The following is a 25365-nucleotide window of genomic DNA, read 5'->3' as shown; positions in this document are numbered from 1 at the left end:
CAAATCCAATGTGGGAGCGTGGCTTGCCCGCGAAGCAGACGCTGCGGTCTAACAGACAAACCGCGTATTCGTTCTTCGCGGGCAAGCCCGCTCCCACAGGAATAACGCTTAGGCCTCAATCCCGAGAATATCCCGCGCCACCGCTTCGGCGATGCGGATCCCGTCAACACCCGCCGACAGAATCCCACCGGCGTAGCCTGCACCTTCGCCGGCCGGGAACAGGCCTTTGACATTCAGGCTCTGCATCGACTCGTTACGGGTAATCCGCAGCGGTGATGAGGTGCGGGTTTCGATCCCGGTCAGCACGGCGTCGTGCAGGGAGTAACCCTTGATCTGCTTCTCGAACGCCGACAAGGCTTCGCGGATGGCTTCGATGGCGTAGTCCGGCAAGGCCAGCGCCAGATCGCCCAGTGCCACGCCTGGCTTGTAGGACGGTTCGACACTACCCAATGCGGTGGACGGTTTGCCTGCGATGAAGTCGCCGACCAGTTGTGCCGGAGCTTCGTAGTTGCTGCCACCGAGGATGAACGCGTGGGACTCCAGACGCTCCTGCAACTCGATGCCGGCCAGCGGGCCGCCCGGGTAATCCACTTCAGGGGTGATGCCGACCACGATCCCGGAGTTGGCATTGCGCTCGTTGCGCGAGTACTGGCTCATGCCGTTGGTGACCACCCGGTTCGGCTCGGAGGTTGCTGCTACCACGGTACCGCCTGGGCACATGCAGAAGCTGTAGACCGAACGACCGTTGCTGGCGTGGTGTACCAGTTTGTAGTCGGCTGCGCCGAGTTTCGGGTGACCGGCGTATTTGCCCAGGCGCGCGCTGTCGATCAGCGATTGCGGGTGTTCAATGCGGAAACCCACCGAGAACGGCTTGGCTTCCATGTACACACCGCGGCCGTGAAGCATGCGGAAAGTATCTCGGGCGCTGTGGCCGAGGGCGAGGATCACATGCTTTGAACGGATCTGTTCACCGCTGGCGAGCTCGACGCCATTCAACTGGCCATCTTCGATCAGCACATCAGTAACCCGCTGCTGAAACCGAATTTCGCCGCCCATGGCTTCGATTTGATGGCGCATGTTTTCGACCACGCCGGTCAGTCGGAACGTCCCGATATGTGGTTTGCTGACGTAAAGGATTTCTTCCGGCGCGCCGGCCTTGACGAACTCGTGCAGAACTTTGCGGCCGTGGTGTTTCGGATCCTTGATCTGGCTGTAAAGCTTGCCGTCGGAGAAGGTGCCGGCGCCACCCTCACCGAATTGCACGTTGGATTCGGGGTTGAGCACGTTTTTGCGCCACAGGCCCCAGGTGTCTTTGGTGCGCTGGCGGACTTCGGTGCCGCGCTCGAGGATGATCGGCTTGAAGCCCATCTGCGCCAGCAACAGCCCGGCGAAAATCCCGCACGGGCCGAATCCGACCACAATCGGCCGCTCACTCAGGACCTGCGGGGCCTGGCCGACGACTTTGTAGCTGACATCCGGAGCCGGATTGACGTTACGGTCATCGGCGAATTTGTGCAGCAAACTTGCCTCATCGCGCACGTTAAGGTCGATGGTGTAGATGAAGCACAGTTCGGAAGACTTCTTGCGCGCATCGTAACTGCGCTTGAATAAGGTGAAATCGAGCAAGTCATCACTGGCGATGCCCAGGCGCTGCACGATGGCAGGCCGCAGGTCTTCTTCGGGATGGTCGATGGGCAGCTTGAGTTCGGTGATTCGTAACATGACAGGATCCGGTATGCGGCGCAGGGGCATGCGCCGGCAGCTTTACACAAACCGGCGATTATAAGCCCCAACGCCCATTTTTCGTGAGAGTAAAACAGCAGCTCGTCGAATCAGTCGTCGCGCGAGCCACCGAAGTACGCGCAACCGCGCTGTACCTGACCATTGATCCGCAGCTCGGCACTCATGTGCTGCACGCTGCCGCTGACGTTGTCGACGCAACGCTGGGGCGCCGCCCAGAGTTCGACGTGCTGGCCATTGGCTTCGGTGGCGAGGTTGAAGCGCCCTTCACCCAATTGTTCTTCCAGATAAGGCACCGCCAGAGCGGGCTGGCCTTCGCGCTCCAGGACCATGCCCTTGCCGCTGGCCTTAAGGCTCCATTCAGGCTTGTGGCCACTGGCACGCAGGATCATGCGCTTGAACTCCGGGTCATCGCAGGCGGTGTTCGAACGTTCGAGGCGATAGAGTTGCTGCAAATCAACCTGGTCTTCGGTGCCGGCAGTGGCGCTGGTTAACTTGCCTCGCAGGTCGGCGAAAATCTTGCCGGGCTGGTCGGACAGATCCGCTGTTTCCTGTAAGACACTAGTGCCGCCAGTGTCATTCACCACATAGCGACGCGTGTCCTGGCACGGCTGGAACAGCAATTTTCCACCGGCGGCGCTGAGTTCGCCCTGCATGCGGGTCAGCCCTGCTTTGGAGGCGGTTTCCGGTTGACTGGCAAACATCTGGCAACCGGCGAACAGCGGCAGCAGGGCAAAAATCGCTATGGAACGGGCAGCACGCATCGAGTGGTCTCCTGACAAGTGCCGTCACGTTACGCAGGCTCGCGGAGCATCACAAGACCGGTGTTGACCAGGACCGTGACGGGTAAAGATTTTTCAGCAACATTCTGAGAAGTAACAGATGAGCTTCAGCGTGATGCAGAAACTAAGCTTCGGAAGCTTTTTAGAAACTGTGAGGGACAGAAAATGCCAATGGGCTGGAAATGGGTTGTGTTTTCACTGGTCATGATGGGCGCGATACCTGCTCAGGCTGCCGAGATCAATTTTTCGTCGGTCTCGGATTTCGCCAGGATGGAGTTGCTGCTAAAGGATATCGACCGTTCCAACCCCGATGAGGTGGAGTTGAACGTCACACTCACTCCTCAAGCGGCCGAGCGAATGTGCAAGATCACTCGTGAGTCGATGAAGCAGTCATTGACCGTGCTGATCAATGGCCGGCGGATTAGCACGGCGACCGTGCAATCGGAAGTGGGTGGGCAGTTCCGTATTGGGGTGCCACGGGCGATTGCCCGCGACCTTTTGCCCACGTTGATCGATTGACCCGACTCCCGCGCGCCTGATGCTCAAGGCATCAGCCAACGTGATAAGTCTGTCCCGTCTGCAAGCCTTCCACGCTTTTTGCGTAGGCCAGCGCCACGTCGGCGCCCGGAACCGGTTTGAACCCTCGGAAGTACGGCGCATAGCTGCCCATGGCTTCGACCAGTACGTTCGGGCTCACCGAGTTGACGCGAAGGCCACGTGGCAATTCGATAGCGGCGGCGCGGACGAAGCTGTCGAGGGCACCATTGACCAGCGCGGCAGAGCTGCCGGTGCGAATCGGATCGTGGCTGAGGATGCCAGTGGTGAAGGTGAAGGACGCACCGTCATTGGCGAACTCGCGGCCGATCAGCAGCAGGTTGACTTGGCCCATCAGCTTGTCTTGCAGGCCCAAGGCAAAATCCTTCTCGGTCATATCGGCCAAGGGGACGAAGTTGACGTTACCGGCGGCGCAGATCAGCGCATCGAATTTTCCGGTCTGTTCGAACAAGCTGCGGATCGAAGCGCTGTCGCTGATATCAACGTGGAAATCGCCGCTTTTACGACCGATACGGACGATTTCATGGCGCGGCGCCAGTTCGCGGTCAACGGCCGAACCAATAGTGCCATTGGCGCCAATCAAAAGAATTTTCATCGTGCTGTCCTCAAGTGGGGAGTCGAGGTTTCAGTCTAGAGTGGTTTTTTCCATTGATAAGCGCGCTAATAGGCAACCTTTGGTTTTCAAATGGAAACAATCCATGAGCGAAATGGATGATCTGGCGGCGTTCGCCGTGTTGATCGAGGCTGGCAGTTTTACCTTGGCAGCGCAGCAGCTGGGTTGCAGCAAGGGGCAGTTGTCCAAGCGCATCAGCCAGTTGGAGACGAGATTTTCGGTGGTATTGCTGCAACGCACTACCCGGCGTTTGAGTCTGACGGCGGCGGGGGCGGCACTGTTGCCGCAAGCTCAGGCGCTGGTGATTCAGGTCGAGCGAGCGCGTCAGGCCTTGGCTCGTTTGAAGGACGACATGGCAGGTCCCGTACGCATGACTGTCCCGGTTTCCCTGGGCGAGACCTTCTTCGATGGTTTGTTGCTGGAGTTTTCCCGGCAGTATCCTGAGGTGCAGATTGAGCTGGAGCTGAATAACAGCTACCGCGATTTGTCCCGGGATGGTTTCGATCTGGCGATTCGCTCGGAAGTGGCCAACGACGAGCGGCTGGTGGCCAAACCGCTGCTGGCCTGGCACGAGATGACCTGCGCCAGCCCCGCCTATCTTGAGCAGTACGGCGAGCCGCAGACGCCAGCGGATCTGGCCGAGCACCGCTGCCTGCTCAACAGTCATTACAGCGGCCGTGAAGAATGGCTCTACCACCAGCAACACGAGTTGCTCCGGGTCCGCGTCTCCGGGCCGTTTGCCAGTAATCATTACAACCTGCTGAAAAAAGCCGCGCTGGTCGGTGCCGGTATCGCTCGGCTGCCGTCCTACGTGTTGCATAGCGAGTTGGCCGATGGCCGTCTGCGTTGGCTATTACGCGACTATCAGACTCGCAGCATGCCGATGTACCTGGTGCATCCGTATCAGGGCGGCCTGCCCAAGCGTACACAAGTGCTGGCCGATTACCTGATCGGCTGGTTCAAACGCCGCGGCGAGGCCCTGGATCGGCTGTAGCAGCTGCCGCAGGCTTCGCCAGCTGCTACAGGGAACCGTAATGTTTGGCGATCAAGTGATCGATCGACAGCACGCCCGGGCCTCTGGCCATCAGGTACAGCAGGATCGCTGCCCAAGTGCCGTGAGTCGGGTAGGCATCCGGGTAAACGAAGGTTTGAATGGTCAGCGTCATGCCCAGCAGCGCCAGCGCCGAGAAGCGGGTGGCGAAGCCGAGCAGAATCAGGACCGGGAAGAAATGCTCGGCGAAGGCCGCCATGTGCGCGGCCAGTTCCGGTGACAACAGCGGGACGTGGTATTCGCTCTGGAACAACGGCACGGTGGAATCGGCGAGGCGCGGCACGCCCACTTGGAACGTGCCTTCGATGAGATCAATGGCGAAACCTTCGACCTTGGTCTGCCCGGACTTCCAGAACACCGCGGCGATGGAGAAGCGCGCGACACAAGCGATCAGACTGTGGGGAATCATCTCGAACAACTGAATGACGCGCTCAATCAGGTGAGCGACGGGATTTAGCGGCTCATGGCGGGTGTTCATGGCGATACCTTGTCTTGTCGTTGTAAGTGGCTGATGGCGTTGTGGCTGATCAACAACGCCAGGCATTGGCTCAGATCGAACTCCGGCGCGGCGTCCAGGGCATAGGCCACGGCCTGTTCCAGAGGCCAATCGCTTTGCAGGCTGCGGATGAACATCGTCGAACCGGTGTCGACGGCAAATACCTCGACCTCCAGGCCATTACGCAGAATCAGTGCGCTTTGCCCATGCAATGGGTCGACGTTGGCCAGCGTTTCGTCCTGGTGCGCCGCCCAAAGTGCGACCACGGCATAGGCCGAGTTCAGGGTGCTGACCGAGGGATGAAGTTGAATATGCAGCTCGCCCAAGGCTTGCGGGTCTGCGAGGACTGCGGCGATCTGCTCATGGCTCATGACCTGCGCATCGGCTGCGTGATAAGCCTGTACGCGCAGCCTTTCCAGCCGGGCTACATCTGCCAGGTAGGGCACGCTGGCGGCTGGCGCGAAGCCCTCGATGAAGTCGGCGAAATCGTTGCCATAGTCGTTGATCAATGGGCCTTGCGGGGGAAACTGTTGGATGTACAGCCGGGCCATGGCGCGGAAGAACTCTTCTGCAACCAATTGCAAAACCACCGGGTAGCTATCGGCCAAGGCGTTGATCAGCGAGCTCTGCACGTTATTGCGATAGACCGCGAAACGGCTGGCCGGATCGGCACCGTTAGCGCTGAACAAACCTGGTGGGCAGCTCCGTTGTGGGTCGAGCAGGGCGGCGGCGAAGGCCGCTTGAGTGCTCATGGCCGCACCTGTGCGCAACGCAGTAACTCGTCTGCCTGACAGGCTTCGGCGTACAGCACGGAAAATGCGGGCAGATGATTATCGCGCTCAATCAGGGTGGCGATCGGCCCCGTGCGTTCCAGGACCCTCAGATACAGTGCCCACACCGCGTTATCGACGGGGGCACCGTGGTCGTCAATCAGCAGCCGGTCGCCGAGGCTGTCGGTGTCTTCGGCAAAGCCTGCAAGATGGATTTCGCCCACCGCGTGCAGCGGCAAGGCATCGATATAGGCCAGTGGATCGCGCTGATGATTGATGCACGATACATAGACATTGTTCACGTCGAGCAGCAGGCCGCAGCCCGTACGAAGGATCACTTCACGGATGAATGTCGCTTCATCCATGCTCGAGCACTTGAACTCAAGGTAAGTCGCCGGGTTCTCCAGCAACATGGGGTGTTTCAGGGTGTTTTGAACCTGATCGATATGCTCGCAGACGCGGTTCAGGGTTCGCGAGTCATAGGCCAGGGGCAACAGATCATTGAGAAACACCGGGCCATGGCTGGACCAGGCCAGGTGTTCGGAAAAAGACTGGGGTTGATAACGCTCGATCAACCGCGCAAGTCGTGCAAGGTGCTCGCAATCCAGCGGACTTTCAGCGCCAATCGACAAGCCGACGCCATGCAGCGACAGCGGATACTGCTCGCGGATCAATCCCAGGAAGTGATGAAACGGGCCGCCGGCGACCATGTAGTTTTCGGCATGAACTTCGAAGAAACCGAGGTCGGGTCGGGTCCCGAGCACTTCACGAAAGTGCTCGGTCTTGAGTCCCAGTCCGGCGCGTCGCGGGAGCCCGGACGCCGGAGCCTGAGTGTGGGGATGTACGCTGTGCAGCGATGAAGTGGTCATCATCAACACTCAGGCAGAGGGGGTTACGACTTGGCTTTGTAGGCGGCCATTTGACCGAAACCAGTCGGGGAGGTCGGGCTGGCAGTCTTTTCGCAAGTGCCTTTAGGCACCAGCTTGAAGTGGTTGCTCTCGTAGTCGACTTTCGAGGTGCCGGCGCAGGTGGTGCCAGCGCCTGCGGCGCAATCGTTTTTACCTTTCATGGCGACGCCAAAGCATTTTTCCATGTTATCGGCAGCTTGTGCGGTGATCGGCATGGCGGCAATGCTCAGTGCAGAACCGAGGGCCAGAGCAAGGGCAGCGGCGGACAGGGTGCGAGTGGTAGCGGTCATGATGTCTCTCCAGAGTGGGCGTGGGTAAGTAAGCGTTTGCGCTTGCTTATCCTAGTAGAGAAACGCCATCGAGGTTCGTTACAGCTCATCCCAAAACTTTTTCAGAAATAAACGCATGTCCTTGTAGGAGCTGCCGCAGGCTGCGATCTTTTAGGGCCACTAAAGATCAAAATCAAAAGATCGCAGGCTGCGCCAGCTCCTACGCCGACCCTCAAACAAGTGGTTTCCCAGGTCAAAAAAAACGGCCCGCAGGCCGTTTTGTTTTTTGACGCGAGTGTTTAGCCGCCCAAATAGGCGTCGCGCACTTTTGGATCAGTCAGCAACTCTTCACCGCTGCCCTGCATCACCACGCGACCGTTTTCCAGAACGTAGGCGCGGTCGGCGATCTTCAACGCCTGGTTGGCGTTCTGTTCCACCAGGAACACCGTCACACCATCACGGCGCAGCTGTTCGATGATGTCGAAGATCTGTTGAATGATGATCGGCGCCAGACCCAGCGACGGCTCATCGAGCAGCAACAGCTTGGGCTTGCTCATCAGCGCCCGGCCGATGGCGAGCATTTGCTGCTCGCCGCCGGACATGGTGCCGCCGCGCTGGCTGAAGCGCTCCTTGAGTCGCGGGAACAGCCCCAGAACCTTGTCCATTTGCTCCTGGTAATCACCCTTGTCGGTAAAGAACCCGCCCATGGCGAGGTTTTCTTCCACGGTCAGACGGGCAAACACCCGACGACCTTCCGGGACCACGGCGATGCTTTTACGCATGATCCGCGCGGAGTCCTGGCCGACCAGTTCCTCGCCCATGTAGCGAATGCTGCCGCTATGGGCTTGCGGCGAACCGCACAGGGTCATTAGCAGGGTGGACTTGCCCGCACCGTTGGCACCGATCAGCGTCACGATCTCGCCCTGACGGACTTCGACGTTGACGCTGTGCAGGGCCTGGATCTTGCCGTAGAAGGTGGAAACGTTTTCGAATTGCAGCATTTACGCTTCCCCCAGATAGGCTTTGATCACTTCAGGATTGTCGCGGATCTGATCCGGCGTGCCGTTGGCCAGGGGCGTGCCCTGGTTGATCACGAAGATGTGGTCGGAGATGCTCATGACCAGTTTCATGTCGTGTTCGATCAGCAGCACGGTTACGTCATGCTCTTCACGCAGGGTGCCGATCAGCGCCTTGAGGTCGTCGGTTTCCCGCGGGTTGAGGCCGGCAGCCGGTTCGTCGAGCATGAGGATGCTTGGACGGGTCATCATGCAGCGAGCGATTTCCAGGCGGCGCTGCTGACCATAGGCCAGGGTGCCGGCCGGACGGTTGGCGAACTCCTTGAGGTTGACCTTGTCGAGCCAGAACTCGGCGTATTCCATGGCCTCGCGTTCGCTGCGGCGAAACGCTGGGGTCTTGAACAGACCGGCCAGGAAGTTGGTGTTCAGGTGACGGTGTTGCGCGATCAAGAGGTTCTCGACCGCAGTCATTTCCTTGAACAACCGCACGTTCTGGAAGGTCCGCACCACGCCTTTTCCGGCGATCTTGTGGCCGGGCAGGCCTTCGATCGCTTCACCGTTGAGCTGGATGGTGCCGGCGGTGGGTTTGTAGAAGCCGGTCAGGCAGTTGAACACGGTGGTCTTGCCAGCGCCGTTAGGGCCGATCATCGACACCACCTGTTTCTCTTTCACGCTCAGGGCAACGCTATTGACCGCCAGCAAGCCGCCGAAGCGCATGCTCAGGCCATCTACTTTCAGGATCTCTCTGCTCATTTACGCAGCTCCATGTGAGGACGTTGCATGGGCAGCAGACCTTGTGGACGCCAGATCATCATCAGCACCATCAAGGCGCCGAACATCAACATGCGGTATTCGCTGAAGTCACGCATCAGCTCGGGCAAGAGAATCATCACGACGGCCGCGAGGACCACGCCCAATTGCGAGCCCATGCCGCCCAGCACCACGATGGCGAGGATAGTGGCCGACTCGATGAAGGTGAACGACTCCGGCGTCACCAGACCCTGACGGGCGGCGAAGAAGCTGCCGGCAAAACCTGCGAAGCAGGCACCCAGGGTGAAGGCCGACAGCTTGATGATGGTCGGGTTCAGACCCAGGGCACGGCAGGCGATTTCGTCTTCACGCAGCGCTTCCCAGGCACGGCCGATCGGCATGCGCAGCAGACGGTTGATCACGAAGAGTGCGAACAGCGCCAGCAACAGCGCAACCAGGTAGAGGAAAACCACCTTGCTGACCGGGTTGTAAGTCAGGCCGAAGAACTCGTGGAACGTCTGCATGCCTTCGGCAGCCGTTCTATCGAAGCTCAGGCCGAACAGCGTCGGTTTGGGAATGTTGCTGATGCCGTTCGGTCCGCCCGTGAGGCCCGTCAGGTTACGCAGGAACAGACGGATGATCTCGCCGAAGCCCAGGGTCACAATCGCCAGATAGTCACCGCGCAGACGCAGCACCGGGAAGCCCAGCAAGAAGCCGAAGGTGGCCGACATCATTCCGGCAATCGGCAGGCAAATCCAGAAGCTCAAGCCGTAGTAGTGCGACAGCAGCGCATAGCTGTAGGCGCCCACCGCGTAGAAACCGACGTAGCCCAGGTCGAGCAGACCCGCCAGACCGACCACGATGTTCAGACCCAGACCGAGCAGCACATAGATCAGAATCAGCGTGGCGATATCCACCGCACCGCGCGAGCCGAAGAATGGCCAGACCAGAGCGACGACGATCAATCCCATGATGACCCAGCGCTGGGTGCTGGGCAGAGTCAGGAAGTGGCTCGCGCCGGCCGGGATCAATTTACCTTTGGGCACGGAGCGCATAGCGGTCGTGTATTGCCGATCGAATATCACACGCAGGAACATCAGCACCGAACAGGTGGCGATGATGATCAGCGTGGAGGTGCTGGCACCTTGCACTTCAAGGTTGATGCCGGCGATGGACAGTTTCAGACCGAGTACCGGATAGGCGACAGCCCAGACCAGCAGGGCGCTGAACAGCGCCTGTTTAAGATTCCTGATCATACTTTCTCAACCTCCGGACGGCCCAACAGGCCGGTTGGCCGGAACAACAACACCAGAACCAGAAGGCCGAAAGCCACCACGTCCTTGTACTGGTCACCGAATATATCGGCGCCGAATGCTTCGGCCACCCCCAGCACCAGACCACCGAGCATGGCGCCCGGAATGCTGCCAATGCCGCCTAGAACTGCCGCGGTAAAGGCCTTGAGGCCCACCAGGAACCCGGCGTTCGGGTTGATCACGCCATACTGCATGCTGAGCAATACAGCCGCCACGGCCGCCAGGGCTGCACCGATGACGAAAGTCAGGGCGATGATGTTGTTGGTGTTGATGCCCAACAGGTTGGCCATCTTGATGTCTTCGGCACAGGCCCGACAGGCCCGTCCCAGACGTGAACGCGAGATGAACTGGGTGAGGCAGAGCATCACCACCAGGGTCACCACGAACACCAGGACCTGCATGTAGGAGATCAGGACTTCCTGCGCTCCGCCCGGACCGAAGCTAAAGCTGCCCGGAATCAGGTTGGGGATCGATTTGTCCTTGGAGTCCTGCGAGAGCAGTACGGTGTTTTGCAGGAAGATCGACATGCCGATGGCCGAGATCAGCGGGATCAGGCGGTTACTGCCCCGCAGAGGGCGGTAGGCGATCCGTTCGATACTGTAGCCGTAGGCACTGGTTACAACGATGGTCGCCAGGAATGCGGCGGTCATCAACAGTGGCAGAGAATGGATACCCAGCATGGCCAGTCCGGCAAGGACGATGAAGGCCACGTAGGAACCGATCATATAGACCTCGCCATGGGCGAAGTTAATCATTCCAATGATGCCGTAAACCATCGTATAGCCGATGGCGATCAGGGCATACGTGCTGCCAATGGTCAGACCATTAACCAGCTGTTGGAAGAAGTGATAGATCTCAGGCATTACAACGCTCCTAAAAACCTGATACGCATTTCACTGGTGGAGTCATTTTCCCGCTCAGGCCCCGTGGATCTGCATCCACTTCAAGCGTGAGGTTTGCCAGCGAACCGCTGATGACGGTTTTGAGATTTTCAGGTGGGAAGGCTTCCGGATCACGGAGGCACGGCCCATTACCTCGTAAAACAAAGCCCACGGCACGCCGTGGGCTTTATTGGCAGTCAGTCAGGCAGCGCCTTACTGAGGCGAAACTTCGGTTTTAGGTTTACCGAAGTGCCACTGGTAAACCACGAACTTGAAGTTCTTCAGGTCGCCCTTTTCGTCGAACGACAGGTCGCCAGTAGGGGTCTTGAAGGTGCCGGCGCGGATAGCAGCGGCCACTTTAGCGGTGTCTTCGCTCTTCGCTGCCTTGATGCCTTCAGCGATCACTTCGACTGCCGAGTAGGCCGGGAACACGAACGGACCGGTCGGGTCCTGCTTCTTGGCGGCGAACGCCTCAACCAGTGCCTTGTTGGCCGGGTCCTGGTCGAAAGATTTCGGCAAGGTCACCAGCAGGCCTTCGGAAGCGTCCTGGGCGATCTGCGAGATGGAGTCGTTGCCGACGCCTTCTGGCCCCATGAACTTGGCGTTCAGGCCTTTTTCCTTGGATTGACGCAGGATCAGGCCCAGTTCCGGGTGGTAGCCGCCGTAGTAGACGAAGTCGACGTTGGCTTGCTTGAGTTTCTGGATGATCGAGGAGAAGTCTTTGTCGCCGGCGTTCAGACCTTCGAACACGGCAACCTTGACGCCTTTACCTTCGAGGGTTTTCTTCACGGCGGTGGCGATGCCTTCACCGTATTGCTGTTTGTCGTGCAGAACAGCAACGATTTTCGGTTTTACGTGATCGGCGATGTAGTTACCGGCGGCAGGGCCCTGGGCGCTGTCCAGGCCGATGGTGCGGAACACCATTTTGTAGCCACGGCTAGTGATGTCCGGGCTGGTGGCGGCTGGGGTAATCATGATCACGCCTTCGTCTTCATAGATGTCGGACGCTGGCTGAGTGGAGCTGGAGCAGAGGTGACCGACCACGAACTTGACGCCGTCGTTGACCACTTTGTTGGCAACGGCAACGGCCTGTTTAGGGTCGCAGGCGTCATCGTATTCTTTGGCTTCGAGCATCTTGCCGTCGACACCGCCCTTGGCGTTGATCTGCTCGATGGCCATTTTAGCGCCGGTGAACTGCATGTCACCGTACTGGGTCACAGGACCGGTTTTAGGGCCGGCGATGCCGATCTTGATGGTGTCAGCTGCGAACGAATGGCTGGCAACCCCGGCCAGAACCATAGCGGCAAACAGTTTGGAAATCTGCTTAGTAGCCTTATTCATAGTGCTCCACTCTTGCTGTTGTAGTTTTTATAGTCCTGGCGGCCAACGCTGCAGAACCGGATTAGATCGTTTGAGTATCTCTCCGGAATGCCCCTGGCAACTGTACCGGTACAGTGTAGAGCGCCGGTCAATCGCTTGAAAAGCTGGCTGCTGGGGGCAAAACCCGGGTATGTCGCTTAATTGACAGAAAAAGACAGAATTGCGGCGGGGGTTTTGCCTGAATTGAGCGGCAATCCTTGGCTTTCCTGAACTTTTCGATCAGTCACTCATTTGAAACTGGGTTTTTCTGCCAGGTCAGCGGCGTTATCATTGCGCCGATTTTTTTCCTGGTGAGACCCATGACTCAAGAACCTAGCACCCTCTATGCCAAACTGCTTGGAGAAACCGCATCGATTACCTGGAAGGAGCTTGAGCCGTTCTTTGCCAGGGGTGCCCTATTGTGGGTCGAGACCTCTCTGGATTTGATCGCCGTCGCAGAGGCTGTGGCGGAGAACCAGGCCGAGAAAGTGGCTGCCTGGTTGACCCGTGATGTGGTTGCCAAGGTGTCTGCGTCGCGGGCGCAAGATCTTCTGGAACGCGATCCACAGTTGTGGGCAGTGGTTGTTTCACCGTGGATTTTGATCCAGGAAAGGGCGCAGGCCTGAATGAGTGCACCAAGTTGGTGCTGTCGTTCGACAGGTAAAAGTGTGTAGGCGAGTAACCGTGATCAGAGTGATGGCACGTTGCCGTAGAGAAACGCCCCATCTGATGGTGACGGGCGATAAATCTGCTCAGGGGCGGAACAGTTGGCCGGACATAACGAAGGGCGCTTAATTGTTTCTGAGTGTGAGTAACCGACAACTTAAACCGGTCGCGGTATTCATCGCAGACAGCGAGCGTCAGATGGCCTTTAAAGGTCGCATCGACCTCTTGCCGATCCATGTATGAGAATGCAGTCAAATAGCCGCGCATTGCCAGAATCCCTCAGTCTTTATCTTTGTTTTTATTGGGTCGGACTGTAGAAAAAGCCGGCAAATACTGGCTCTGGGCGGCGAGCGGGGCAATGGTCAAAGCCCTCAATCTGGTTGACTGGTTTGGCCAAAGGGCGAGCGAATGCGCCACAGGGAGCCCCGCGCGACCTTCAGTTAGCTGTCTTGCCCGTATGGTTATTCAGCGAAATAACCTTGGTTTTGCCAATGCGATGGCGATAGATCTCGCGCAGGTACTTGATCGCCTTTTTCACGCAATCGCGAGACAAACGGATGTCGTTGATCGAGACGAACTTGTCCTTGTCGTTGATCAGCTCGCGATACTTCTTCTCGTACATTGGCTTGATCGCGTACCAGTTAGTGTCGAGGATCTTCGCCGGGTTTTCGAACTCGTTGAGCAAATCGTCGATGAGGTCTTCGTCGAACTCGTCATTAATGATGAAGTCGAGGATCGAGTTGTCCAGCGTGTCATCGAAGCGGTACGGATTACGCGCAAAGCAGCGCTTGATAAAGGCCACGATCAAGGTCAGGAAGTCGTCGGACAGGCACGGACTTTTGGCAATCAATGTGGTCAGCGACAGGTTGGCCGAGGCGCCGATCACCAAGGCATAACGCTTGAGTGTGGTGTTGGGGAACAAGCTGTTGAGATGGGTCTTCAACCGGTTCAGATCCATGTACGACAGCTTGTAGTCCTTGGGCAGGGACACGATCGATACCACCGAAGAGCAATTCTTGAAGAAGTGCAGGTCGTGCAACGCCGCAGCGTCGTAGCCCGAGTTCTTGTACTGCTCCAACGACGCGCGATAGCGCTTGGATTCGATCGGCAGCAGGCTGATGCCTTCGATGGCCTGGGTCACTTTGTTGAAGTGCGGCAGGTCGATGGAACGGAAGAACAGGTCGTCGATGTTCAGGCGTTGCGGCTCTTTTTCGAAGACTTTGAACTTGTCGCTCGACGGCACCGGGGTTTCCGGTACCACGGATTCCGCGTAGGCAATGGCCACAGGGCCGGCCAGACTCATAAACAGGTCGTTGGCGTCCAGGCGAATGGTTTCGCCGATGTCGATGCCAGCCCGACGGAAATAGTTCTGGTCGTAGTCGGTGGTCACGGCCTGGGCGGTGAGAATGTTGAAAATCTGCTGAGAGATGTACTGGTTGGCATGCTTTTCCATGGCATTGACATCAATGTTCTGGATGTTGCCGTCATCGCTTTCTTCGGCGTAACGCATGATGTCATTAGAGATCAGCATCATCGCGTTCCATGGGCGGATCCGGCCCATGACACTGGCTTCGCTGCTGTCTTCGTTGTCGAAGTTGTAGGAGAAGTCCCACTCTTCTGACAGGTATTTGCAGAGCAAGCGACCGGCGTTGATATGCAGCGCTTCGGACATTTCACTGCGGTGATCGGAAATGTTCGGCAGCACGCAAATGCCGCTGGTGAAGATCGGCTCGAAAACGAAAGAATGGCCGCTCTTGCTGTCATGCTCGTCCACCGGTTTGGTGTCGAACGTCTTGTTCATGTACGAGTATTGCTGGGCCAGGCCGAACTCCGAGGCCATGCCTGAACCGGTACCACCTCCAGCGCTGAAGATCGAGAAGTACAGGCGCGACTGGTTAGCCTTGATTCCGCAAGAATCGATCAGATAGGAGTGGATCATCTTCCAGTCTGGACTGGAAAAACGCTGGGTGTCCTTATTGAGGATGATCTTCGCCAGGTACTGGCCGAGGATCGGAGCGTTACCGGCACCGCCGGCGTGGACTTCCGAGAGGTCCATGATCTTCATTTTGCTGTAGTCGCGCAGGAAGCCGCTTTTTTCGCCCTTGCGGGAAAAACGAATACGCCCGGCGATGTCTTTATCCAAGTCGCCCAACATGACCAGCGGCTCGACCAGAAACACCGGTTTGGTGGCCTTGTTCGAGCCCAAGCGCAGGTTGTTGCGGATCCACTGCGCAGGACTGTAGCTCTTATCGGTGTAAGGCTTGTCTTCGTTGTTGAATTCGTTCAGATAGAACTTGCGGGCGTTGTACACCAGCTCCGCGACATCCAGCGCAATGTTCGATCCACAGCGGCCCAGGCCGATCAGGCAAACCGAAGGAAACTCTTGTTCGCGGCGCAGTTCGTTGTCGTCTTCAAGGTGCGGTGCGCGCGGGAACACCATATCGCGCAGGCCATCGAGGTTATCGAGGATGCGATCGGTATTGGTCTCGGTGAAGTACAGGTACTGTTGGCTCGCAAGTGGGCGCGGGCTGGTCAATGGTTTCGACCCTGAGGGTTTATCCGGGGATGTCAGCGTCAGTTCGGATATCGCGTTGGCAGGGTTATTTTTAGAAGTCATTGAGCGCCACGTTTTTGGACTGGTCGGCTGGGTGACGAGATGTCATCGAGCCATCACTGATTGGGATCTCGCGACTTTACAGTGCGATATAGGCCCGAGCGATAGGGTTAAACCTTAGAGCTCGCTAGGGGGAATCCTTTCCTGAATCCTGATGAATCGGCCAATAATCAACGTTCTTTAATTCAGCAGGAGCAATTTATGAATGCTGCGTTACCTTCTTTGGCGTTTGCGGGCATCGGTTTGATGGGGTTGCCGATGTGCCGGCGGCTACTGGCAGCGGGCTATCCGCTGACGGTATGGAACCGCAATCCGCAAAAATGTGCGCCGCTGGTCGAGGCGGGAGCGCGGCAGGTGGCGACACCCGTTGAGCTGTGCCAGCAGGCCGATGTGGTGATGTTGTGCCTGGCCGATACGGCCGTGGTGCGAGAAGTGGTGTTCGGTACGGATGGCGTGGCACAGGGTGCAACGGCCGGGAAACTGCTGGTGGACTTCTCCAGTCTTGAGCCGACTGCAACCCGGGAAATGGCCACTCAGTTGCTGAGTGAGACGGGCATGAATTGGTTGGATGCGCCGGTCTCGGGCGGTACATCCGGGGCCGAGTCCGGCAGCCTGGCGATCATGGTCGGTGGGCAAGCGATGGATCTTGAGCGCGTGCGGCCAATCCTTTTGAGCCTGGGTCAGCGGGTCACTCACATGGGCGCTGTTGGCGCGGGCCAGGTGACCAAAGCCTGCAATCAGATGATCGTCGCCTGCAATGCGCTGGTGATCGCTGAGGTAGTGGCGCTGGCAGAGCGTTCAGGTGTCGATGCGACATTGATTGCCGAGGCACTGGCCGGTGGTTTTGCGGACTCCAAACCGCTGCAGATCCTCGCTCCGCAAATGGCTGAAAGCCGTTTCGAACCGGTAAAGTGGCATGTGCGCACATTGCTCAAGGACCTGGACACGGCAGTGAAATTTTCCCGCGAGCAGGGCTCGGCAACGCCCATCAGCGGACTGGCTGCGCAACTGATGCGCTTGCATAGTGGTCAGGGCTATCTGGAAAAAGATCCCGCGACGTTAGTTCATCTGTACCGCGAGCAACGCTCAGAAGATTGAGGGCGGTCGGGCTGTGGTGTTTACGCTGGTTGATTTCGTTCAGGACCGGGCGTAATTCCCTGAACGGGACCGGGCGGCTCAGCAGGTGGCCCTGGACGAAATCACAACCGTAATGGTTGAGAAACTCATATTGCTGCTCGGTTTCGACACCTTCGGTGACCACCTGCAGATGCAGGGTATGGGCCATGCCGATAATGGCCTGGACGATCTCCATGTCCTGGGTTGACTTGGGGATGTCCTGGATGAATGAGCGGTCGATTTTCAAGGTGTTCAGCGGTAGGCGCTGGAGATAGGCCAGCGACGAATAACCGGTGCCAAAGTCGTCGATCGACAGCGAGACACCGAGAGCGCGAATCTGTCGCAGCAGTACCAGGGTATTGGCGATGTCGTCCATCAGGACGTTTTCGGTGACTTCCAGTTCCAGCCGTTGCGGTGCAACGCCGGCGGTTCGCAGTGCACTTTCGATTTCATCGGTGAGCTCCTCGCGCGCCAGGTTGAGGGCCGAACAGTTCACCGCGATTTTCAGCTCGTCACAGCCGTGCCTGGAAAGCTCGCTCAGATCTTCGCAGGCTTTGCGCAGCACCCAATTGTCCAGTTCAGCGATCAGTCCGTTGGCTTCGGCAATGCCGATGAACCGATCGGGCACCAGCAAACCATGCACCGGATGTTGCCAGCGAACCAGGGCTTCAAGCTTGGTGACCCGACCGCTTTTCATATCAAGGATCGGTTGGTAATAGAGCATCAGACCGGTTTCATCGCGCAAGGCGTTGCGCAATTCTTCTTCAAGTTGCAACTCCAGGGTGGCCTTGGTTTTCAGGTTGGGACTGAAGAAGTGCAGCCCGTTACGACCACTGCCTTTGGATTGATACAGCGCCAGGTCAGCGTTTTTCAGCAGTTCCTCGCAGGTCTTGCCGTCGTCGGGAAACACGCTGATGCCGATGCTGGTGGTCATCACCATGCGCCTCCCGGACAGCTCGATGGGCTCCTTCATTTTTTGCATGATTCGTTGCGCCATGTGCCGTGCTTCATCGTGCTCGTGGAGGCTGATCAGGATGCAGAATTCGTCACCGCCAAAGCGTGCAACCACATCGTCATGGCTGCGGGTCGTGCTTTTGATGTGGCAGGCGAGAACTTTCAGCAACTCATCGCCGGCATCATGGCCGAGGCTGTCGTTGATACGCTTGAAGTGGTCGATATCCAGAAATAGCACCGCCAGCTTGCCGCCGTGGGTGCTTTTCTCGATGAGTTTCTCGGCGAAGATCTGGTTGAAACCGCGACGATTGAGCAGGTTGGTCAAGGCGTCGTAATGGGCTACTTGCTGCAGCGATACGCGCGCCTGATCCAGTTGGCTGAGCAGCGTATTAACCCGGCGCAGGTCGTGCTCCTTATGTTGGAGCTTCTTGTCGGCCAGTGCGGCGCTGATGCTGCTGCCGATGATCAGCAGGGTGATGACGGCGACGGTCAGACCCAGCTGCATAGGGTTGTTGTCGGCGGGGAGTGGCGCAAGGTCCCCGGTGGGCAGCACCAGGGTCAGAGACCACATGCCGGTGAAGTGCATGCTGACGATCCCGGCCCCGAGCAACATGCTGGCGGTGAATTTGAGCAGTTGATGGGATATGCCGCTGCCATTGCGTAGATAACGAGACAGCAATAAGGCCGCGAGGCTGGCGCCAATGGCGATCACTATGGATAAGCCAAACAGCGTGGGTTGGTAGTAGGCAGTGGCATTCGAGCGCATGGCGGCCATGCCGACGTAATGCATGATGGAAATTCCCAGGCCCATCCACACCGACGCTTGCAGGTACTGCCAGAAACGCAGATGCGCGTGACTGAGGGTGTTCATCGCCAGCAATGAGGCAATCAAGGCAATCAACAGCGAAATGAGGGTAATCGGCATCTCGTAATGGATTTCAATCGGCGCCTGGAACGCCAGCATGCTGATGAAGTGCATGGCCCAGATGCCGCCAGCCAGACAGCACGCTCCCACCCAGCGCCAGATCCGTTGGGATGCGGGGTTTTCCGCATGGCTGACCCGTTCGGTCATATCCAGTACAGCGAAGCCGGCCGTACAAGCGACTACGTAAGCCAACAACACCAGTAGGGGGTTATGACGGCAATCAATGACGACCTGCTCACTCCCCACAAGCTCGGTAACAAAATGCAAACCAAGCCAATCCATAGCATGTCCCGTCGTTGAGTCATTCGGTGAGAGCGCCATGAATATTGGCGAATGGTTGGAGTATAGAGGCCACGCACAGGGCGCAAGTGGTAGTGGCATATTGCTTTAAATGATTTTGCAATTATTTAAATAGCGTTTAGGAATAAGGCGATGCAAAGCCTGCTGCGGCCTCCATAAGCGGGTATCACCTGTACTAATCATTACAGACAGGTAGGGCAGGGCTGACTAGATTGCTGATTCCGGGCTCAGCTGCTGGCAGTGAAGCCCTAATAACAATAAAAGAGACGGACCCATGCAGAGCTCGAACCAAGCGTCGAATGCCTGGCGCATTCTGTTCCTGTTGTTCCTGGCCAACCTGTTCAACTTCTTCGATCGCACCATTCCGGCCATCATCATCGAGCCAATCCGTATGGAATGGCATTTGAGCGACTTCCAGCTCGGGATCATCGGTACCGCATTCACTATTGTCTATGCCGTCGCCGGCCTGCCTCTAGGGCGGATGGCCGATACCGGCTCGCGCAGTAAATTGATGGGCTGGGGCCTGGCGGTGTGGAGTGGGTTGACCGCAGTCAACGGCCTGGTTGGCAGTTTCTGGGGGTTCTTGCTGGTGCGCATGGGGGTGGGTATCGGTGAAGCAAGCTATGCACCGGCCGCCAATTCGCTGATCGGCGATCTGTTTCCTGCCCATCGGCGGGCTCGGGCCATGGGCATCTTCATGCTCGGGTTGCCGCTGGGCCTGTTGCTGGCGTTCTTCACCATCGGTGCAATGGTCAAGGCGTTCGACAGTTGGCGCGCGCCATTCTTCATCGCTGCGGTGCCGGGGTTACTGTTGGCGGTGTTCATGTTTTTTATCAAGGAACCGAAACGCGGCGCGGCGGAAACCGTTCAAGTCTCCCAGGAACGAGTTGATCGGCCAATTCGCCGGGTGCTGGCTATCCCGACCTTTCTTTGGCTGGTGCTGGCGGGGCTGACCTTCAACTTCGCCACCTACGCCTGCAACTCCTTTCTGGTGCCGATGCTCCAGCGTTACTTCCTGATGCCATTGCAGGAAGCTGCTGTGGCGACCGGGGTGATCGTCGGTGTGACCGGGCTCGTCGGCTTGACCCTTGGCGGCTGGATCGCCGATAAAATTCACCAGCGCGTGGCCAACGGTCGACTGTTGTTCGCGGCCTGCAGCCTGATCATCTCGACCCTGGCCACCGCGTGGGCGCTGCACGCCGGGCGAATCGAGATCGGGGTGTTTGTCGCGGTGTTCAGTGTCGGTTGGTTGTTTGCTTACAACTTCTATACCTGCGTCTACACCGCCATTCAGGACGTGGTCGAGCCACGCTTGCGGGCTACCGCCATGGCGCTGTTCTTTGCCGGGTTGTATCTGCTGGGCGGCGGTTTGGGGCCGGTGATGGTTGGCGGTCTGTCAGACCACTTTGCTCATACGGCGATGCTGTCGGCCGGTGCCGAGCAGATGACTGAGGCGTTCAAAGCCGTTGGCCTGCATGACGCGATGTACCTGATTCCGGTGGCGTTGTTTTTGACCATGCTGTTTTTGTTTCAGGCCTCGCGTTGTTTCGTACAGGATGCCCAGCGGATGAAGGAAGGGCTGGTGCCGGTTGAGCCGCAGATACCCGCGGTGACTGCATAGGGGATGTAGATCGTTCCCACGCTCCTGCGTGGGAATGCCGCCATGGACGCTCTGCGTCCGCATTGGATGTGACGCAGAGCGTCACGGGATGCATTCCCACGCAGAGCGTGGGAACGATCTACTGACGGCTTTTCATGGTAATAAAAAAGGCCCGCATTGCGCGGGCCTGTTTTTTTTACCGGGTAGAAGAGGGCTATCAGCCCGCTACCAACACCCGAATCGCTTCCAGACGCAACGCCGCTTTGTCGAGCATGGCCAGGCCTTGCTCGCGTTGCTGGCGCAGGGCGACCAGTTCGCTGTCACGCACGGTCGGGTTGACCGCTTGCAGGGCGGTCAGGCGCGCCAGTTCTTCCTCGGTGTCGGCAGCCAGACGACGTTGCGCTTCGGCAACCCGTTCGGCGTGACGTGGTGTGATCTTCTCTTCACCGGCGTTGATCCTTGGCGTCAGCTGATCGCGCTGGGCCTGGACAAACTTGTTGGCGCTGGCCCGTGGCACGCTTTCCAGCTGGTCGTTCAAGGTCTCGAAGGAAACCCGGGTCGACAGGTCGTTGCCGTTGGCATCGAGCAGGCAACGCAGGGCTGCCGGTGGCAGGTAACGACCCAATTGCAGCGAGCGCGGAGCAACCACTTCGCTGACGTAAAGCAGTTCAAGCAACACGGTACCGGGCTTGAGCGCCTTGTTCTTGATCAGCGCGACGGCGGTGTTACCCATCGAGCCGGACAGGACCAGATCCATACCGCCCTGGACCATCGGGTGCTCCCAGGTGATGAATTGCATGTCTTCGCGAGACAGCGCCTGGTTGCGGTCATAAGTGATGGTCACGCCTTCGTCATCGCCCAGCGGGAAGCTGGCGTCGAGCATTTTTTCGCTCGGTTTGAGGATTAGAGCGTTTTCCGAATGATCTTCGCTGTCGATGCCGAAGGCGTCGAACAGGGTTTCCATGTAGATCGGCAGGGCGAACTGATCGTCCTGTTCGAAGATCGCCTCGACCAGTGCATCACCTTCGCCAGCGCCGCCGGAGTTGAGCTCCAGCAAGCGGTCACGACCGGTGTGCAGCTCGCTTTCCAGATGCTCACGCGCACTGCGTGCTTCGTCGATCAGGGCTTGCCATTCGCCGTCGTCGGCGCTTTCCAGCAGCGGCAGCAGGCGTGGACCGAACTGATGCTGCAGGGCATTGCCGGTCGGGCAGGTGTTGAGGAAGGCATTCAGCGCTTCGTGATACCACTGGAACAACCGCTCTTGCGGGCTGGTTTCCAGATACGGCACGTGCAGTTCGATGACATGCTTCTGGCCGATCCGGTCCAGACGACCAATCCGTTGTTCCAGCAGGTCCGGGTGCGACGGCAGATCGAACAACACCAAATGGTGCGAGAACTGGAAGTTGCGGCCTTCACTGCCGATTTCCGAGCAGATCAGCACCTGGGCGCCGAATTCTTCATCGGCGAAGTAGGCGGCAGCGCGGTCCCGCTCGAGGATGTTCATGCCTTCGTGGAAGACCGTGGCCGGGATGCCGGAGAGCACGCGCAAGGCGTCTTCCAGGTCCATTGCAGTTTCGGCGTGAGCGCAGATCACCAGCACTTTGGTGCGCTTGAGCATCTTCAGCGTGTCGATCAGCCACTCGACCCGTGGGTCGAAGCGCCACCAGCGCTCCTCTTCGTTGACGTCCGGCTGGGCCTGGAAGCTGACTTCCGGGTACAGCTCGGCGTGTTCACCCAGCGGCAGCTCGAGGTATTCGTCCGGGCACGGCAGTGGGTACGGATGCAGCTTACGCTCCGGGAAGCCTTGCACGGCGGCGCGGGTGTTGCGAAACAGCACGCGGCCGGTGCCGTGACGGTCCAGCAGTTCACGGACCAGGCGAGCGCTGGCTTCAGCGTCGCCATCGTTGACCGCAGTCAGCAGTGCTTCACCCTCGTCGCCGAGGAAGCCTTGAATGGTTTTGTGTGCGGCCGGGGACAAGCGACCCTGATCCAGCAGTTCCTGAACGGCTTCGGCCACCGGGCGATAGTTTTCGCTTTCGGCGCGGAATGCGTGCAGGTCATGGAAGCGGTTTGGATCGAGCAGACGCAGACGGGCGAAGTGGCTGTCCTGACCCAGTTGTTCCGGGGTCGCGGTCAGCAGCAAGATACCGGGAATGACTTCGGCCAGTTGCTCGACCAGTGCGTATTCCGGGCTGACCTGGTCTTCGTGCCAGACCAGGTGGTGGGCTTCGTCGACCACCATCAGATCCCAACCGGCAGCGAACAGTGCGTCCTGGGCCTTCTCGTCTTCGACCAGCCACTCCAGCGCCACCAGCGCCAGCTGAGTGTCTTCGAACGGGTTGGCGGCATCGCTTTCGATAAAGCGTTCAGCGTCGAACAGCGCAACCTGCAGGTTGAAGCGACGACGCATTTCCACCAGCCACTGGTGCTGGAGGTTTTCCGGAACCAGGATCAGCACCCGATTGGCGCGGCCCGAGAGCAATTGGCGATGGATCACCAAACCGGCTTCGATGGTCTTGCCCAGGCCCACTTCGTCGGCCAGCAGAACCCGCGGCGCGATACGGTCAGCGACTTCACGGGCGATATGCAGTTGGTGCGCGATCGGTTGCGCACGCACGCCACCCAGGCCCCACAGCGACGATTGCAACTGGCGACTGGTGTGTTCGAGGGTGTGGTAGCGCAGTGAGAACCACGCCAGCGGATCGATCTGCCCGGCGAACAGACGGTCGCTGGCCAGGCGGAACTGGATGAAGTTCGACAGTTGGGTTTCCGGCAGAGTGACCACTTCGTTCTGCGCGTTGAGCCCGTGGTAGACCAGCAGGCCGTCGACATCGTCGACTTCGCGCACGGTCATTTTCCAGCTTTCGAAGTGAGTGATCGTGTCACCCGGCGAGAACCTCACGCGAGTGAGGGGCGCATTCCGTAGCGCATACTGGCGAGTGTCGCCAGTGGCCGGATAGAGCACGGTCAGCAAGCGACCGTCCTGTGCCAGAACGGTGCCTAAACCTAGCTCAGCTTCGCTGTCACTAATCCAGCGTTGCCCCGGTTGATACTGCTGCGCCATGCTGCCTGACTCCCGCCTTGAAAAAGCCGACTATCTTAACGGATCGATGCCTTTAGAGCCAAAGGACTCTCATAAAAACTACCAAGCTTAGAAGGTAGCGTATCAAGGCAGTCGTCGAGACGCAGGGCGTTGGTGGGTGATGACCGGGTCACATGTTTGCGACCGATGGCTCAAGTCGTTACCCGGGCAGCCGACAGCCTGCTGACAGGAGACTAATAATTATGCTGCCACCGATGCTCCCCTTGAGTGCCGTGCCGATCACTTCTCAGCAGGACCCGGTTCGGCCTCGACCGGATATACCGCCTGTGGTGCCGGTGCAACCGAGCTCCAATGAAAGCACCATCGACCTTCAAAAGCGCGATCCCGACCATTCAGCTTTATTGTTGCGTGAGGAGCAGCAGCGCCAGCAAGAACGAAACAAGCGCCGCCGTGAAGCCGACGAAGATCCTGAAGAGCACCTGGCGATACCCGGCGATGAACTGAACGCGGACAACACCGTCCCCGTAGTGCCGCTGATGGAAGACCAACCGCGCCAAGGCTTGTGGGTGGATGTCGAGGTTTAGTGTTCAGGCACGATGCTGTTGAATACTCGACTGGTCAGCGCCCGCATCACACCGCATTATTGACGGACCTGGCGGCCGGAGCGGTGGTATGTGCTCTGGCTGAATTCGACCGACATAGATGACGCAATCAATACCATGAGCCAAGACGACAAACTGATAGACCTGAACTCCGAACGTGCCAAACGCGTGCATGACCTCAATGAAAAGCGCCTGAACGAAGTGCGCCAGGCATTTGAGCAGGCCATGCCGTTGGGAAAACCCAAGAAAAAGCCAAAAAACAAACCGAAGAAGCGTTGAAACACCCTGCATCTGTTGATGCAGGTCAGTTATTTCCCTCCTTTACGTCTTGTTTCGGGCGCTATTGATCCCGGTCAATTTTTATCGACGCCTGATTGGTTAACTTAGCCCCATCGCAACAGGGCAAGTGCAGGAGGCCGGTCATGTTTTTCGACAACGTGGTGATCGCCGGAGTGCTGACAGTCAGCCTCATGGTTCTGTTTTTCGCTGGTTTTGGTTTTTTTATCTGGAAAGACGCACATAAGCGCAAAAAGCCTTAGGTCTTTCCGGTACACGAGCACGCAAGGCATTTTGGGCGACTTCGGTCGCCCTTTTTTTTGTGCGCGAAGGCGACCTGTTTCTTGCGGATGTACACCTATCCATTGTGGGAGCAGCCGGTCGACGCTCGATTGGTCCGGGCGGCGTTCCGACGATGGCGGCCTGACAGCCGACCTATCTCTTGCTGGTGTACATATCCATTCCTTCGGTAACGGCCACTTATGGTTTCGCCTTTACGGCGCCTCCCTTTGGCAAACGCCGGAGTGCCGGCCCAGCCCAAAGGAAGCAAATGTATGGTCAGCCCATCTTCTGCCACCCAGCAACGATGAACGGTAAATCGAGCTTGCGCTAATGTATCCGGGCTCAGTGTGAGCACGTTTTAGCGCTCGGCCCTTGATGAGTAGTCGCTCCTGCCTGTCCTTTAAAAGGTCTTCAGCTTCCAAAACTCTTTTGCTTCTCAGGTTTTCAGCCAGGATGTCTGCCGTTTATCGTCATCAGTTACTGA

General features: G+C 58.2%; 23 protein-coding genes. 8 read left to right on the top strand and 15 right to left on the bottom strand.

What is annotated here, in order from left to right:
• Positions 1–108 precede the first annotated feature (108 nt).
• The gene (locus tag ACN1C3_RS12480) at positions 109–1722 is read right to left on the bottom strand and encodes an NAD(P)/FAD-dependent oxidoreductase (RefSeq protein WP_419116123.1); all 1614 of its coding nucleotides are present in this window, start codon (positions 1720–1722) and stop codon (positions 109–111) included.
• Between the two features lie 110 nt (positions 1723–1832).
• Positions 1833–2504, bottom strand: coding sequence for a COG3650 family protein (locus ACN1C3_RS12475; protein WP_419116122.1), 672 nt, complete (start codon positions 2502–2504; stop codon positions 1833–1835).
• Positions 2505–2693: 189 nt separating this feature from the next.
• Between ACN1C3_RS12475 and ACN1C3_RS12470 the strand changes: the two genes are divergently transcribed.
• The gene (locus ACN1C3_RS12470) at positions 2694–3041 is read left to right on the top strand and encodes a SecDF P1 head subdomain-containing protein (RefSeq protein ID WP_419116121.1); all 348 of its coding nucleotides are present in this window, start codon (positions 2694–2696) and stop codon (positions 3039–3041) included.
• Positions 3042–3072: 31 nt separating this feature from the next.
• Here the strand turns inward: ACN1C3_RS12470 and ACN1C3_RS12465 are convergent, their stop codons facing one another.
• Positions 3073–3672, bottom strand: coding sequence for a short chain dehydrogenase (locus tag ACN1C3_RS12465; protein WP_419116120.1), 600 nt, complete (start codon positions 3670–3672; stop codon positions 3073–3075).
• A gap of 103 nt (positions 3673–3775) precedes the next feature.
• Between ACN1C3_RS12465 and ACN1C3_RS12460 the strand changes: the two genes are divergently transcribed.
• Positions 3776–4684, top strand: a complete 909-nt coding sequence (locus ACN1C3_RS12460; RefSeq protein ID WP_419116119.1) for a LysR family transcriptional regulator — start codon at positions 3776–3778, stop codon at positions 4682–4684.
• A gap of 25 nt (positions 4685–4709) precedes the next feature.
• Here ACN1C3_RS12460 and ACN1C3_RS12455 read toward each other — a convergent pair whose 3' ends face one another.
• The 9 genes from ACN1C3_RS12455 to ACN1C3_RS12415 form a co-directional block, all read right to left on the bottom strand.
• Complete coding sequence (locus ACN1C3_RS12455) at positions 4710–5219, bottom strand: DoxX family protein (protein ID WP_419116118.1); 510 nt, start codon at positions 5217–5219, stop codon at positions 4710–4712.
• Complete coding sequence (locus ACN1C3_RS12450; protein WP_419116117.1) at positions 5216–5989, bottom strand: DNA-binding domain-containing protein; 774 nt, start codon at positions 5987–5989, stop codon at positions 5216–5218. Before ACN1C3_RS12450 ends, ACN1C3_RS12455 begins: the two co-directional genes overlap by 4 nt.
• Positions 5986–6879: a DUF692 domain-containing protein gene (locus ACN1C3_RS12445; protein ID WP_419116116.1), complete on the bottom strand. Its 894-nt coding sequence runs from the start codon at positions 6877–6879 to the stop codon at positions 5986–5988. The genes ACN1C3_RS12450 and ACN1C3_RS12445 overlap by 4 nt, the downstream gene beginning before the upstream one ends.
• Before the next feature lie 20 nt (positions 6880–6899).
• The gene (locus ACN1C3_RS12440; RefSeq protein ID WP_419116115.1) at positions 6900–7205 is read right to left on the bottom strand and encodes a DUF2282 domain-containing protein; all 306 of its coding nucleotides are present in this window, start codon (positions 7203–7205) and stop codon (positions 6900–6902) included.
• 278 nt (positions 7206–7483) lie between these two features.
• The gene (locus ACN1C3_RS12435) at positions 7484–8185 is read right to left on the bottom strand and encodes an ABC transporter ATP-binding protein (protein ID WP_419116114.1); all 702 of its coding nucleotides are present in this window, start codon (positions 8183–8185) and stop codon (positions 7484–7486) included.
• On the bottom strand, positions 8186–8953 hold the full coding sequence (gene livG, locus ACN1C3_RS12430) for a high-affinity branched-chain amino acid ABC transporter ATP-binding protein LivG (RefSeq protein WP_419116113.1): 768 nt from the start codon (positions 8951–8953) through the stop codon (positions 8186–8188). It abuts the gene before it with no gap.
• Positions 8950–10206, bottom strand: a complete 1257-nt coding sequence (locus tag ACN1C3_RS12425; RefSeq protein WP_419116112.1) for a high-affinity branched-chain amino acid ABC transporter permease LivM — start codon at positions 10204–10206, stop codon at positions 8950–8952. The genes livG and ACN1C3_RS12425 overlap by 4 nt, the downstream gene beginning before the upstream one ends.
• Positions 10203–11126, bottom strand: coding sequence for a high-affinity branched-chain amino acid ABC transporter permease LivH (gene livH, locus ACN1C3_RS12420; protein WP_419116111.1), 924 nt, complete (start codon positions 11124–11126; stop codon positions 10203–10205). The genes ACN1C3_RS12425 and livH overlap by 4 nt, the downstream gene beginning before the upstream one ends.
• Positions 11127–11357: 231 nt before the next feature.
• Positions 11358–12485: a branched-chain amino acid ABC transporter substrate-binding protein gene (locus ACN1C3_RS12415; protein ID WP_419116110.1), complete on the bottom strand. Its 1128-nt coding sequence runs from the start codon at positions 12483–12485 to the stop codon at positions 11358–11360.
• Positions 12486–12823: 338 nt separating this feature from the next.
• Here ACN1C3_RS12415 and ACN1C3_RS12410 point away from each other — a divergent pair, with 338 nt between their 5' ends.
• Positions 12824–13129, top strand: coding sequence for a DUF2288 domain-containing protein (locus ACN1C3_RS12410; protein WP_419116109.1), 306 nt, complete (start codon positions 12824–12826; stop codon positions 13127–13129).
• Positions 13130–13605: 476 nt separating this feature from the next.
• On the opposite strand, the gene ACN1C3_RS12405 is transcribed toward ACN1C3_RS12410, so the two are convergent.
• On the bottom strand, positions 13606–15786 hold the full coding sequence (locus ACN1C3_RS12405; protein ID WP_419116108.1) for a hypothetical protein: 2181 nt from the start codon (positions 15784–15786) through the stop codon (positions 13606–13608).
• A gap of 198 nt (positions 15787–15984) precedes the next feature.
• Here ACN1C3_RS12405 and ACN1C3_RS12400 point away from each other — a divergent pair, with 198 nt between their 5' ends.
• A complete protein-coding gene (locus tag ACN1C3_RS12400) occupies positions 15985–16881 on the top strand; it encodes an NAD(P)-dependent oxidoreductase (RefSeq protein WP_419116107.1) in 897 nt (298 codons plus the stop codon).
• On the opposite strand, the gene ACN1C3_RS12395 is transcribed toward ACN1C3_RS12400, so the two are convergent.
• Positions 16772–19060: a putative bifunctional diguanylate cyclase/phosphodiesterase gene (locus ACN1C3_RS12395; protein WP_419116106.1), complete on the bottom strand. Its 2289-nt coding sequence runs from the start codon at positions 19058–19060 to the stop codon at positions 16772–16774. The genes ACN1C3_RS12400 and ACN1C3_RS12395 overlap by 110 nt on opposite strands.
• A 292-nt stretch (positions 19061–19352) precedes the next feature.
• Here ACN1C3_RS12395 and ACN1C3_RS12390 point away from each other — a divergent pair, with 292 nt between their 5' ends.
• On the top strand, positions 19353–20699 hold the full coding sequence (locus ACN1C3_RS12390; RefSeq protein WP_419116105.1) for a spinster family MFS transporter: 1347 nt from the start codon (positions 19353–19355) through the stop codon (positions 20697–20699).
• 196 nt (positions 20700–20895) lie between these two features.
• On the opposite strand, the gene rapA is transcribed toward ACN1C3_RS12390, so the two are convergent.
• Complete coding sequence (gene rapA, locus ACN1C3_RS12385) at positions 20896–23742, bottom strand: RNA polymerase-associated protein RapA (RefSeq protein ID WP_419116104.1); 2847 nt, start codon at positions 23740–23742, stop codon at positions 20896–20898.
• Between the two features lie 221 nt (positions 23743–23963).
• Between rapA and ACN1C3_RS12380 the strand changes: the two genes are divergently transcribed.
• The 3 genes from ACN1C3_RS12380 (at position 23964) to ccoM (ending at position 24862) form a co-directional block, all read left to right on the top strand.
• Positions 23964–24305, top strand: coding sequence for an aspartate-semialdehyde dehydrogenase (locus ACN1C3_RS12380; protein WP_419116103.1), 342 nt, complete (start codon positions 23964–23966; stop codon positions 24303–24305).
• 135 nt (positions 24306–24440) lie between these two features.
• Entirely contained in the window at positions 24441–24602 is a 162-nt protein-coding gene (locus tag ACN1C3_RS12375; RefSeq protein WP_392886021.1) for a hypothetical protein, read from the top strand.
• A gap of 143 nt (positions 24603–24745) precedes the next feature.
• Positions 24746–24862: a cytochrome c oxidase subunit CcoM gene (ccoM, locus tag ACN1C3_RS12370; protein WP_419116102.1), complete on the top strand. Its 117-nt coding sequence runs from the start codon at positions 24746–24748 to the stop codon at positions 24860–24862.
• Positions 24863–25365 lie beyond the last annotated feature (503 nt).

Origin of the sequence: Pseudomonas sp. H11T01 (assembly GCF_048515765.1) — a bacterium.
Lineage (GTDB): Bacteria > Pseudomonadota > Gammaproteobacteria > Pseudomonadales > Pseudomonadaceae > Aquipseudomonas.
The sequence above is the reverse complement of the archived record's forward strand: the minus strand, read 5'-3'. Positions and strand labels throughout refer to the sequence as shown.

Coding starts and splice junctions, on each gene's coding strand:
- ACN1C3_RS12460 (WP_419116119.1), top strand. CDS start 3,776: ATGAGCGAAATGGATGATCTGGCGGCGTTCGCCGTGTTGATCGAGGCT.
- ACN1C3_RS12410 (WP_419116109.1), top strand. CDS start 12,824: ATGACTCAAGAACCTAGCACCCTCTATGCCAAACTGCTTGGAGAAACC.
- ACN1C3_RS12465 (WP_419116120.1), bottom strand. CDS start 3,672: ATGAAAATTCTTTTGATTGGCGCCAATGGCACTATTGGTTCGGCCGTT.
- ACN1C3_RS12470 (WP_419116121.1), top strand. CDS start 2,694: ATGGGCTGGAAATGGGTTGTGTTTTCACTGGTCATGATGGGCGCGATA.
- ACN1C3_RS12425 (WP_419116112.1), bottom strand. CDS start 10,206: ATGATCAGGAATCTTAAACAGGCGCTGTTCAGCGCCCTGCTGGTCTGG.
- ACN1C3_RS12455 (WP_419116118.1), bottom strand. CDS start 5,219: ATGAACACCCGCCATGAGCCGCTAAATCCCGTCGCTCACCTGATTGAG.
- ACN1C3_RS12480 (WP_419116123.1), bottom strand. CDS start 1,722: ATGTTACGAATCACCGAACTCAAGCTGCCCATCGACCATCCCGAAGAA.
- ACN1C3_RS12445 (WP_419116116.1), bottom strand. CDS start 6,879: ATGATGACCACTTCATCGCTGCACAGCGTACATCCCCACACTCAGGCT.
- livH (WP_419116111.1), bottom strand. CDS start 11,126: ATGCCTGAGATCTATCACTTCTTCCAACAGCTGGTTAATGGTCTGACC.
- ACN1C3_RS12375 (WP_392886021.1), top strand. CDS start 24,441: ATGAGCCAAGACGACAAACTGATAGACCTGAACTCCGAACGTGCCAAA.
- ACN1C3_RS12395 (WP_419116106.1), bottom strand. CDS start 19,060: ATGGATTGGCTTGGTTTGCATTTTGTTACCGAGCTTGTGGGGAGTGAG.
- ACN1C3_RS12390 (WP_419116105.1), top strand. CDS start 19,353: ATGCAGAGCTCGAACCAAGCGTCGAATGCCTGGCGCATTCTGTTCCTG.
- ACN1C3_RS12380 (WP_419116103.1), top strand. CDS start 23,964: ATGCTGCCACCGATGCTCCCCTTGAGTGCCGTGCCGATCACTTCTCAG.
- rapA (WP_419116104.1), bottom strand. CDS start 23,742: ATGGCGCAGCAGTATCAACCGGGGCAACGCTGGATTAGTGACAGCGAA.
- ccoM (WP_419116102.1), top strand. CDS start 24,746: ATGTTTTTCGACAACGTGGTGATCGCCGGAGTGCTGACAGTCAGCCTC.
- ACN1C3_RS12405 (WP_419116108.1), bottom strand. CDS start 15,786: ATGACTTCTAAAAATAACCCTGCCAACGCGATATCCGAACTGACGCTG.
- ACN1C3_RS12435 (WP_419116114.1), bottom strand. CDS start 8,185: ATGCTGCAATTCGAAAACGTTTCCACCTTCTACGGCAAGATCCAGGCC.
- ACN1C3_RS12450 (WP_419116117.1), bottom strand. CDS start 5,989: ATGAGCACTCAAGCGGCCTTCGCCGCCGCCCTGCTCGACCCACAACGG.
- ACN1C3_RS12400 (WP_419116107.1), top strand. CDS start 15,985: ATGAATGCTGCGTTACCTTCTTTGGCGTTTGCGGGCATCGGTTTGATG.
- ACN1C3_RS12475 (WP_419116122.1), bottom strand. CDS start 2,504: ATGCGTGCTGCCCGTTCCATAGCGATTTTTGCCCTGCTGCCGCTGTTC.
- ACN1C3_RS12415 (WP_419116110.1), bottom strand. CDS start 12,485: ATGAATAAGGCTACTAAGCAGATTTCCAAACTGTTTGCCGCTATGGTT.
- ACN1C3_RS12440 (WP_419116115.1), bottom strand. CDS start 7,205: ATGACCGCTACCACTCGCACCCTGTCCGCCGCTGCCCTTGCTCTGGCC.
- livG (WP_419116113.1), bottom strand. CDS start 8,953: ATGAGCAGAGAGATCCTGAAAGTAGATGGCCTGAGCATGCGCTTCGGC.